The 2,856-nt window shown below is 42.6% G+C and carries 1 protein-coding gene; it reads left to right on the forward strand.

What is annotated here, in order from left to right:
- Positions 1-223 precede the first annotated feature (223 nt).
- On the forward strand, positions 224-2,856 hold a 2,633-nt coding region (alaS, locus tag AC33VI_RS17430), incomplete at its 3' end, for an alanine--tRNA ligase (protein ID WP_491783531.1).

Consider the following 2,856-nt stretch of genomic DNA (forward strand, 5'->3'; position numbering starts at 1 on the left):
CTCATGGTTGATATATATGAATCTGGATGAATGGATAATGATGTGGGATTGTGTTCGTGGAATTGTCGTTATTGCCGATAAACACCGTGGGGGTCGTTCGCCCTAAAGGATTAGCTGCGCGTCCGAACGACCCCTACCCATGAACAACCCCTACAATTAATTTTCCACAACAAAAAAAATGCAAAAATAAAAAGAATACACAAACACCATTAAATAAACTACTATGGCTAACCTCCCATCCCTTAGCGGTAGCGAAATCCGCGAGAAGTTTCTGAAATTCTACGAAGAGAGACAACATAAGATTTTACCCAGTGCATCTTTGATTCCCGAAGATCCGACGGTGATGCTGACTATCGCGGGAATGTTGCCCTTCAAGCCGATCTTTCTCGGACAGCGTAAAGCACCCCAACCCCGTGCTACTACTTCCCAAAAATGTATCCGTACTAATGATATAGAGAATGTGGGACGTACTGCCAGACATCATACCTTCTTTGAGATGTTGGGTAATTTTAGTTTTGGGGACTATTTTAAAGAAAAAGCTATTGAATGGGCGTGGGAATTATCTACTGAGGTTTATCAACTACCAGCGGAGAGAGTAGTTGTTAGTGTATTTGAAGAAGATGACGAAGCTTTCGCTATTTGGCGCGACAAGATCGGTATCCCCGCCCATCGCATTCAACGGATGGGAGAAAAGGATAACTTTTGGAAATCGGGTGCTACTGGACCTTGTGGTCCTTGTTCGGAGTTATATTATGATTTTCATCCCGAATTGGGCGACGAGAATATCGATTTAGAAGATGACAGCAGATTTATCGAGTTTTATAACTTGGTATTCATGCAATACAATCGCGATGGGTCAGGTAATCTTACACCGTTAAAAAATAAAAACATCGATACGGGTTTGGGTTTGGAAAGGATGGCGCAAATCCTGCAACAAGTACCTAATAATTATGAAACGGATTTAATCTTCCCCATTATTAAAACTGCTGCGGATCTAGCAAAGATAGATTACAGTAAAGCCGACGAGAAAACTAAAACTTCTCTCAAAGTAATCGGCGATCACGTTCGGGCGGTAGTTCATACAATCGCCGATGGAGTAACTGCAAGCAATACTGGTAGGGGTTATATTCTGCGTCGTTTGATTCGTCGCGTCGTACGGATGGGTAAATCAATTGGTATTGAAGGCAACTTTATTAACAAGATCGCCGAAACAGCTATTTCTCTATCGGAGTCAGCCTATCCTAACGTCAGGGAAAGGGAAGAATATATTAAAGGACAATTAGCAAGAGAAGAATCCCAATTTCTCAAAACTCTAGATCGCGGTGAAAAATTATTAGCAGATATAATTGCTAATGCTGCTAATTTGGGTTCTCAACAGATTTCAGGTAAAGATGCGTTTGAACTATATGCTACCTATGGCTTTCCTTTAGAACTCACTCAAGAAATTGCTGAAGAACAAGGTTTAACGGTAGATGTTGAAGAATTCGATCGCGAGATGAAACAGCATCAGGAATTGGGTAGCAAAGATTTAGAAGCAATTGACTTAACTGCCAAGAATGCTTTAGGCGAAATCGTTAAAAGTAGTGGCGATACTAATTTCTTGGGTTATACGGATTTAGTGTCCCAATCTCAGGTAATGGGTATCGTAATTAGCAATGACGACGGTAGGGGCGTTTCGCGAAACGCCCTGGAAGCAACGGCTGGCGATATAGTACAAATCGTTCTCGATAAAACCCCTTTCTATGGCGAGTCTGGAGGACAAATTGGCGACAAAGGCTATATTTCTGGAGATGATGTCTTGATTCGCATTGATGACGTGCAAAAAGAAGGTAATGTCTTCGTACACCAGGGAAAAGTCGATCGCGGTACGGTAAAAGTAGGCGATACGGTTAATGCAACGATCGATCGCGCCTGTCGTCGTCGGGTGCAAGCCAACCATACCGCTACCCATTTGTTACAGGCTGCATTAAAGAAAGTTGTGGATGAGTCAGTATCCCAAGCAGCATCTTTAGTAAGTTTTGATCGCTTGCGTTTCGATTTTAATTCTCCTCGTGCTTTAAAAGCAAAAGACGTGCGACAAGTGGAAGATTTGGTGAATACTTGGATCTCCGAAGCACACCAAGCAGATGTTAATGTTATGCCTTTGGAAGAAGCTAAAGCTAAAGGTGCAACGGCTATGTTTGGGGAAAAATATGCCGATGATGTCCGAGTAATTGATTTCCCTGGGGTATCGATGGAACTCTGTGGCGGTACTCATGTTAGCAATACTGCCGAAATTGGTGCGTTCAAAATTATCTCGGAAGTGGGTATTTCTGCTGGAGTGAGACGCATCGAAGCAGTGGCTGGTGCTGCTATCTTGGATTACTTAAACGTCAGAGATAAAGTAGTTAAGGAATTGAGTGCCAAATTTAAAGTCAAACCCGAAGAAGTTAGCGAAAGGGTTAACAATCTGCAAGCAGAACTTAAAGCAACTCAAAAAGAACTAGAAGCAGCCAAACAAGAACTAGCTTTAGCAAAATCTGACAGTCTATTATCTCAAGCGGAAACAGTAGGAGACTATAAAATCTTAGTAGCCAACATGGGAGAAATGGATGCCAAATCTCTTCAGTCAGCAGCGGAAAGACTACAACAAAAACTAGGAGAAGCTGCGGTAGTTGTCGCTTCCATTCCCAGTGAGGGTAAGGTGAGTCTGGTTGCTGCTTTTAGCCAACAAGTAATTAAAGAGAAAAAACTCCAAGCTGGTAAATTCATCGGCGGTATTGCCAAAATCTGCGGAGGTGGAGGCGGAGGGAGACCAAATCTAGCCCAGGCTGGTGGAAGAGATGCTAGTAAGTTAGATGAGGTTTTGAATACTGC

The sequence above is a fragment of the Waterburya sp. genome (assembly GCF_058530065.1).